10 protein-coding genes are annotated in these 7,734 nt (G+C 71.1%); 6 read left to right on the top strand and 4 right to left on the bottom strand.

Translation table 11 applies throughout. From position 1 onward, the window contains the following. A partial coding sequence (locus RR3_RS22750) for a hypothetical protein (RefSeq protein WP_255325558.1) occupies positions 1-838 on the top strand: 838 nt, incomplete at its 5' end. Positions 839-912: 74 nt separating this feature from the next. On the opposite strand, the gene RR3_RS22745 is transcribed toward RR3_RS22750, so the two are convergent. Both RR3_RS22745 and RR3_RS22740 read right to left on the bottom strand, forming a co-directional pair. Then, positions 913-1,269 carry a type II toxin-antitoxin system PemK/MazF family toxin gene (locus RR3_RS22745; protein ID WP_040270293.1) on the bottom strand — a complete coding sequence of 119 codons (357 nt, stop codon included), beginning with the start codon at positions 1,267-1,269 and terminating at the stop codon, positions 913-915. Beyond that, complete coding sequence (locus tag RR3_RS22740) at positions 1,266-1,478, bottom strand: ribbon-helix-helix protein, CopG family (protein WP_040270291.1); 213 nt, start codon at positions 1,476-1,478, stop codon at positions 1,266-1,268. The genes RR3_RS22745 and RR3_RS22740 overlap by 4 nt, the downstream gene beginning before the upstream one ends. A 209-nt stretch (positions 1,479-1,687) precedes the next feature. Here RR3_RS22740 and RR3_RS22735 point away from each other — a divergent pair, with 209 nt between their 5' ends. Then, entirely contained in the window at positions 1,688-2,269 is a 582-nt protein-coding gene (locus tag RR3_RS22735) for a GNAT family N-acetyltransferase (protein WP_040270289.1), read from the top strand. 7 nt (positions 2,270-2,276) lie between these two features. Here the strand turns inward: RR3_RS22735 and RR3_RS22730 are convergent, their stop codons facing one another. Continuing rightward, positions 2,277-3,308, bottom strand: a complete 1,032-nt coding sequence (locus RR3_RS22730; RefSeq protein ID WP_040270287.1) for a Ppx/GppA phosphatase family protein — start codon at positions 3,306-3,308, stop codon at positions 2,277-2,279. A gap of 113 nt (positions 3,309-3,421) precedes the next feature. Then, complete coding sequence (locus tag RR3_RS22725) at positions 3,422-4,396, bottom strand: GlxA family transcriptional regulator (RefSeq protein WP_040270285.1); 975 nt, start codon at positions 4,394-4,396, stop codon at positions 3,422-3,424. Between the two features lie 136 nt (positions 4,397-4,532). Here RR3_RS22725 and RR3_RS22720 point away from each other — a divergent pair, with 136 nt between their 5' ends. The 4 genes from RR3_RS22720 (at position 4,533) to RR3_RS22705 (ending at position 7,710) form a co-directional block, all read left to right on the top strand. Then, a complete protein-coding gene (locus RR3_RS22720; RefSeq protein WP_064065754.1) occupies positions 4,533-5,171 on the top strand; it encodes an isochorismatase family protein in 639 nt (212 codons plus the stop codon). Positions 5,172-5,268: 97 nt separating this feature from the next. Next, positions 5,269-6,219 (top strand): formylglycine-generating enzyme family protein, encoded by a 951-nt coding sequence (locus tag RR3_RS22715; RefSeq protein ID WP_040270283.1) that lies wholly within the window; start codon positions 5,269-5,271, stop codon positions 6,217-6,219. Between the two features lie 152 nt (positions 6,220-6,371). Continuing rightward, positions 6,372-6,602 (top strand): hypothetical protein, encoded by a 231-nt coding sequence (locus RR3_RS24995; RefSeq protein WP_017679960.1) that lies wholly within the window; start codon positions 6,372-6,374, stop codon positions 6,600-6,602. 160 nt (positions 6,603-6,762) lie between these two features. Then, complete coding sequence (locus RR3_RS22705) at positions 6,763-7,710, top strand: ERCC4 domain-containing protein (RefSeq protein WP_017679959.1); 948 nt, start codon at positions 6,763-6,765, stop codon at positions 7,708-7,710. Positions 7,711-7,734 lie beyond the last annotated feature (24 nt).

Below are 7,734 nucleotides of genomic sequence, written 5' to 3'. Positions count from 1 at the left end.
GTACGGCACGATGTCGATCATGTGTTCCGATGTGGCGGCGAACCTGCTCGACACGGTGCCGGGCCGCATGCTCGTCCAGCGGTATCTGCGTGCCTACCGCACCGCGGATCCGCAGCCGTCCGTCACCGAGTTCGTCGAGGCCGGCTCGCTCGAGGATTTCGTCGAGGACACGCTGCGGATCATCGGCGAGTACCTCTACGGCAACGGCGCCAACGAGATCCTGGATCTGGCTGTCGCCTCCCCCGCCGTCCGTGAGATGAGCGAGGCGATCTGCGCAGCCCTGCGCGCGCCGAGCCGCGACACGCTGGTCAGCCCGCAGGTGCATCAGGGCGCCGTCACCGAACTGAGCGTGCCACGGGTGCGCAACCGCGCGCGGCCCGGCGCGCTGCCCGACGGCGCGTTCTGGACCGCGACACCCCTCGACGACGGGACATCCGACACGTGGGGCACCAGCGGCGAGAACCTGCGCAGCGCGACCGACCCCGCCCGCTACACGGTGCACTTCGACCCGGACGTCGCGCGGATCGTCCGGATCGACACCGCCGACGACTGGGCCGAGCTGATCGCCGCGCATCCGCTCGAGTACCGCGGCGCGCACGTCCCGGACTGGCCGTCGATCGCCGAGCGGTGGGACGCGGTGCACCTGTCGGCCCTCGGCCTGCTGTGCGCCCATCCGCGGCTGTCGGAAGTGCCGTACGACCGGTACGAGGCGGGCGGCTACCGGCACAGCCAGTCCGGGCCGTGGCCCGGCGTCGGGGACTGGTCGACGGTGAGCACCGCATGGCTGCGGATCCCCGAGCGGTTCGAGATCCGCCCCACCGCCCCGGTCAGGCGATGAGAACCAGGGTGACGGACCTCGACCGGCAATGCGACCGCAACTCCCCGCGATCGCCCGGCCAGACATCGTGGCCGTCAGCGCAGATCGAGATGCAGCCGTAGAGCTTCGTCGAGCGCTGCGAGTGTTCTCACCCCGAGTTTTCCGACAGGTTCGGCGTCCAGGCGGCGCACGGACACCGAACGTACCTGTTCTGCCTGAGCTTTCGACGCTCTGGTCAGACCCGACTCGTCGGGTTCCACGAGTACCTGGAACGGAAAGACGTGTGAGGTGCTGGCGATCAGAGGAACGACGGTGACCACTCCTCTGCCCAGGTTCTCGGCGGTCGCGTTGGCGCGGTCGTTGCTTACCACCACTGCCGGCCGACGCTCGGCCGCTTCGCCACCCTGCGCCGGGTCCAGATCGACCCAGTGGATCTGCGCTCGGCGGATCATTCGGTGTCGGCCGTGGTGACGTCCCACGCGTCGTCCGTGTCGACCTCGGCAAAGGCCGTGGCATAGTCCCGTTCGAGTCCGGCTGCCGCGAGCAGGCGGACAGCGGCTCGGACGCCCGCCGACCGGCCGCGGAGCCCATGATCCCGGATGTACTCGTCGAGGACGTGGACATCCTCGTCCGGGAGACTGATCGTGAACTTGACGGTCATACTGCAAGCATGACCGAAGTATGACTGGTGCACATGATGCGATCCGCGGAGTCGGGTGCGATCAGTCGGGGCCGGGCAGGGCGTGTCCCCACGGCTCCGGCATGGACGCGATGCCGAGCGGCCGGAGACCGGAAAGCACCCCGTCACGCGACTGTGAGGAACTGAAAAGAACTCGCGGCCGCCGCAGGCGTGCCTCTACGCTCGGCGCGATGACCGAGATCCGCCCCGCCGAGCCCGCCGACGTCGACCGCGCGACCCGCACCCTGGCGCGCGCCTTCGCGGACTATCCCTTCACCCGCCACACCGTCGATGCCCGCGACCACCTGCGCCGCGTCGAGGAGTTGCAGCGGTTGTACCTGACCGAGATCGGTCTGCGCTGCGGGCGGGTGTGGGTGTCCGACGACGCCTCGGCCGTCGCGGTGTGGACCATCCCCGAATCCACCGGCATGCCAGAGGCTTTCGCACGCATCGCCGGCCGCGTCGCCGAACTGTCCGGCGATCGGGCCGGCGCGGCGGCGGCCGCGGAGGAGGCGCTGGCGCCGCTGCGGCCCACCGAGCCGGCGTGGTTCCTCGCGACCGTCGCCGTCGATCCGGACCGGCAGGGCTCGGGTCTGGGCGGCGCGGTCCTCGGTCCCGGCCTCGGGGAAGCCCGCGGGGCGGGGGTACCGGCGTATCTCGAGACGTCGTCGGAGCGGAACGTCGCGTTCTACCGCAGGCTCGGGTTCGACGTCGTCGGGGCGGTGGACCTGCCCGGCGACGGGCCGCGCACGTGGGCGATGCTCCGCGAGTAGTGTCCCGTCACGCGAATCCCGTTCGCCTCGACGCTTCCGTCGGCAACGACACCAGCTGCGCCTTCTCCGGCTCGGAGGGCACCAGCGGTTGCAGCGGCAACGCGGCGTCCGGGGCGGTCACCGTCGCCAGGTGCTGCAGCATCACGCCCTCGCGCAGCGCCCACGGACTCACGTCGAGCAGATCGACGTCGAGCGCGCGCATCGCCTCGTCGGCGACGATCGCACCGGCCGGGATCTGCCGGGCCCGTGCGGGCGAGATGCCGCGCAGCCGCGCCCGCTCGCTCGTCGGCAGCTGCGTCAGCCGTCCCGCCCAGCGGTGCACGTCGCTGCGGCGCAGGGTGCGGCGCACGAACGGGCCTCGTCGCTGAGGCGCCGCGCCGGTCAGCCGGGCCAGCTGCTTGAACGTCTTGGACGTGCCCACCACCCGTCCGAACTCTCCTTCCCAGCGCAGCCGCTCCGCCGACTCGCTCAGCGTGTCGCGCACGAAGTGACGCAACTCCCTGACCTGGCGCCGGCGCGGCGGGTCGGAATGGAGATAGGTGCGGGTGAGCAGCCCGGCGCCGAGCGGCAGCGACAGGACGAACTCCGGTTCGGCGTCGCGCCCGAACGCGATCTCCATCGATCCGCCGCCGATGTCGAGCATGAGGATTCGGCCCGCGGACCATCCGTACCAGCGGTGCACCGCCACATACGTCAACCGGGCCTCCTGCAACCCGGACAGGTACTGCGGACGGATCCCGCATTCGGCGTGGATCTGTTCGAGGACCGCATCCCGGTTCGCCGCGTCACGAATCGCCGCGGTGACGAACGGGTACAGCTGTTCCACCTCGTACCGGTGCGCCGCCGCGAGGGTGCGGCTCACGGCCTGGCAGACGCGTTCGATACCGGCCTCCTCCAGGCAGCCGTCGTCGCCGATCGCCTCCCCCAGCAGCGTGGAGGTCTTGACCGCGTGGATCGGCAGCGGCGGGGCCCCCGGCAGCGCCTGCACGATCTGCAGTTGCGCCGAGTTCGAGCCGATGTCGAGGACTCCGAGCCGCACACCTTCGAGTATTCTCCGGTCGCCGCTCCCCCACCACCGTTCCGAGCCGCCGTATCGTGCGGGTGACGAACGGCGGCCGGCTCACCGCGGTGACGGCGGATCGGTTTCCGGTGTCACAGCCGTGACTTCGTGCGCACCGGCGGGGTCGATGCGAACTGCCTCCGATAGGCCGTCGGGGTGACCGCGAAGGCGGCACCGAAGTTCTGCCGGAAGGTGACGGGACTTGGGAAGCCACACGCGGACGCGACGGCGTCGATGCTCCAGTCGGTCGTCTCGAGCAGAACGCGCGCCTCCTGCAGGCGACGTTCGAGGATCCAGCGTGCCGGTGTGGTGCCGGTGGCCTGCCGGAAGTGGCGGACGAAGCTGCGCCGGCTCATCTTCGCGTGGTCGGCGAGACGGTCGACCGTGAGCGGTTCGTCGAGCCGGGTCAGCGCCCACTCGAGCACCTCGGCGATCGCGGTGTCGGTGGCGGGCCGGGCGAGGGGACGCTCGATGTACTGCGCCTGTCCGCCTTCCCGGTGCGGAGCCACGACCAGGTGCCGGGCCACGCGGGCGGCGATCGCCGAGCCGAGGTGCTTGCGCACCAGGTGCAGGCAGGCGTCGATCGCCGAGGCGGTCCCCGCGGAGGTCAGGACGTCGTCGTGGTCGATGTAGAGCACCGACGAGTCCACCTCCGTGCCGGGGCAGCGTTCGGCGAGCAGCGGCATCGCCTCCCAGTGGGTGACCGCCGAGCGACCGTCGAGCAGTCCGGCCTCGGCGACGGCAAAGGCGCCCAGGCACAAGCCGGCGATCACGGCGCCCCGCGCATGTGCCTGGTACAGAATCTCTTTCAAGGTGTCCCCGACCGGCTCCGGGGGATGGGACCACGACGGGACGATCACGATGTCGGCCCAGTCGACCGCCTCCGGCCCGGCGACCTCTCCGATCGGGTACCCCTCGGCGGTGCGGACCGACCCGGCCCGGTCGCTCCACAATCGGGTCTGCCAGTCCGGGGCGAGATCGAGCCGGCTCACCTCGCCGAACACCATCAGCGGTGCGGCGAGGTGGAACATGGTGATGCCGTCGAAGGCGTAGACGGCGATGCGCATCCGATCCTCCCGAATTGGCCCGACTTCATCGAAAGTGTGCATTAGTGCCACTCACGGTCAGGGTAGCGCGCGGGAACAATCGAACGGGAGGCGCCCCGCCGGGGCGCGAAACCCCTCGACCACCCGGGAGAACACTGTGACCGCACCCCGCCGCGCCCTCGTCGTCGTCGACGTCCAGCAGGAATACTTCGACGGCCCGCTCGAGATCCAGCATCCGCCGCGTGAGGAGTCGCTCGCCAACATCGCCGCCGCTCTCGACGCCGCCGCGGCCCACGACGTGCCGATCGTCGTCGTCCAGCACCGCATGCCCGACGGCGCCCCCGTCTTCGTCGAGGGCTCGACCGGGTGGTCGCTGCATCCGGAGATCGAGCGGCGCATCGACCCGGCGTGCAAGCGGGTCGACAAGCAGTACGCGAGCGTCTTCGCAGGCACCGACGTGGCCGAGTGGCTGCGTGCCCGTGAGGTCGACACCGTCACGATCGTCGGCTTCATGACCAACAACTGCGACCTCGCGACCGCCGCGGAAGCCGAGGCGCTCGGATTCGCCACCGAGGTCCTCTCCGACGCCACCGGCGCGATCCATCTCGCCAATCAGGCGGGGCAGGTCTCCGCTCAGTCCCTGCACGCCACGCTGATGGTGTTGTTGCAGTCCAACTTCGCCGCGGTCACCACGACCTCCGAGTGGATCGCCGCCGTGAAGTCCGGCGCGACGCTGCCCACGAGCAATCTGGTCGAGTCGGCCCTGCAGGGACGTTCGGCGGCCGCGCCGGTCTGACAACCAGCGGCGACATACCAAGTCCCGCCGGCACACGAAGTACCTGCCGGCGGGACACCCCGCCCACTCGGCTCGCAACTCTGCGAACCTGGAGTACATGGCCACTCACCCAGCGACGTCCGCCCCGCCGAAGAACATGACCTGGATCCCCGGCGGAACGTTCTGGATGGGGTCGGAGGAGTTCTATCCCGAGGAGCGTCCCGTGCACCAGGTCCGGGTCGACGGGTTCTTCATGGACGAGCACCCGGTGACCGTCGCCGAGTTCCGGCGGTTCGTGAAGGACACCGGGCACGTCACCACCGCCGAGACGGCACCCGATCCGAAGGACTACCCCGACGCCGAACCCGACCTGCTGGTGCCCGGGTCGCTGGTGTTCGTGCCGCCGCCCGGGCCGGTGCCGCTCGACGACTACCGCCGCTGGTGGGCGTGGACGCCGGGCGCGCAGTGGCGGCACCCGGAGGGGCCCGGCAGCACCGTGGCCGGACGCGACCGTCACCCGGTCGCGCACGTGTCGTACTTCGATGCGCTCGCCTACGCGCAGTGGGCCGGTAAGGAGCTGCCGACCGAGGCGGAATGGGAGTTCGCCGCGCGCGGCGGCCTGGATCGGGCGCGGTTCGTGTGGGGCGACGAGTTCGCTCCGCGTGGCCGTTACCGCGCCAACACCTGGCAGGGCCGCTTCCCGTGGGAGAACACCGGCGAGGACGGCTTCGTGGGGACCTCGCCCGTCGGGTCCTACCGTCCCAACGGGTACGGACTGGTCGACATGGCCGGCAACGTGTGGGAGTGGACGACGGACCACTACACCGCGCACCACGGCGCCGACGGACGGGACACCGCCCCCGCGCATGCCTGCTGCATCCCGAGCAATCCCCGCACGGGTGCCGGCGACGGGTCCGGCCCGTACCCGCGGCGCGTGATCAAGGGTGGGTCGCACCTGTGCGCGCCGAACTACTGCCTCCGCTACCGCCCGGCGGCGCGGCAGGGCGAGTCGGTCGAGACGTCGACGTGCCACATCGGTTTCCGCTGCATCGTGCGCCCGAACATGTGACGAGGCCGGTGACCGGCATCGCGGTCACCGGCCTCGCAGTGCCGGGGGTCAGCGCGGAACGTCGCCGAGGATCGACACCCGCTCCATCACGCGCCGGTGCGGGAAGCACCGGCGGGTACTGCTCCCTCATCTGCTCGAGGCGCTCGGCGGTCGTGCTCCGGCCGAAGGACGGCACGAAGTCGTGCTCGTTCCTCGCCGTCTACGTCACGGCGCTGGTCCCCCTCTACGCGGCAGTGGTCCCGGAAAGCCCGGTCGCGGAGGAGACCGCCGAGTTCGGCCGGTTCGCGTTCACCGGAACGCTCCATCACGTCCGGATCGATCTTCCCCCCGGCGGGGGTGTGCGGGCCGACGACCGCCGCCGGGTCGCGCTCGCCACCCACTGATCGCTCGCCGACTGCGCAGTTGTCGTGGCGCCACGCCGATGCGGGCGACGACAACTGCGCAGTCGCGGCCGAGTCGGAAGCTCGAATTCGGAGCAAAGAGCGTGGCCGAAGCGGCAGGCAACATCTCCGCGTGCTCGCCCGGAGTGAGAACCTGACACCTGTGGAGATGGTGATCGCGGTGAACCCCGACCCGGCGTCCAAGCTGGGCTACCTGCTGCGCGTGCCCCTCGACGGCGGACTGGTGTTCCGCACCTCCGGCACCTGGCCGCGCACGAAGGCGCTCTACTGCCACCCCGTGCCGAGCGACGAATGGCCCGCCGACCCCGAGGTCGTCGAACGCGTCGCCGTCCGGTCGTGCGCACGCCGCGGCGCGGCGATCGACCTGGTGCTCGACCGCGGCCGGGAGAACCGGTCGCAGATCGTGTACACCACCGCCCGCGGACGCGACGTCGTGTTCTGGCAGTCCCCGCGCACCCGCAAACAGGCCCGCCCCAATGTGCGCACCCCCACCGCCCGCGCCGCAGGCGTCGCCGACCTGCCGATCGTCGTGGACTCGCACGAGCGCTACGCCTACCGGTTCGCCGACCAGCAGGTCGTCCTCACCAAGCGGGCGCTGCCGTGCGGCGACTACGGCGTCTTCCACGACGACCGACTCGTGGCCTCGGTCGAGCGCAAGTCGGTGCCGGACCTGGTAGGCAGCCTGACCAACGGCACGCTGCGCTACGCACTGGCCGAGCTGGCCGCGCTGCCGCGCGCCGCGGTGGTCGTCGAGGACCGCTACTCGGCGATCTTCGCCCTCGACCGGGTGCGGCCCGCGACCGTCGCCGACGGTCTGGCCGAGTTGCAGGTGCGCTGGCCGAACGTGCCGATCGTGTTCTGCGACACCCGCGCCCTCGCGGAACAGTGGACCTACCGGTACCTCGCGGCCGCGTACGTCTGGGCCGAGACCGAGAGCCCGGCGATCGCCCGCATCGCCGCACCCGCCCCCACGACACCGTCGACAGCCGAGGTGCGAGCATGGGCCCGCACGCAGGGCCTACCCGTGCCGGACCGCGGCCGGCTCCGCCCCGAGGTGTGGCAGGCGTGGCACGAGGCTCACCCGGACTGACGCGAGCGCCGACTGCGCACATCT

It is taken from the genome of Rhodococcus ruber NBRC 15591 (assembly GCF_001894945.1).
GTDB classification, from domain to species: Bacteria; Actinomycetota; Actinomycetes; order Mycobacteriales; family Mycobacteriaceae; genus Rhodococcus; species Rhodococcus ruber.
The sequence above is the reverse complement of the archived record's forward strand: the minus strand, read 5'-3'. Positions and strand labels throughout refer to the sequence as shown.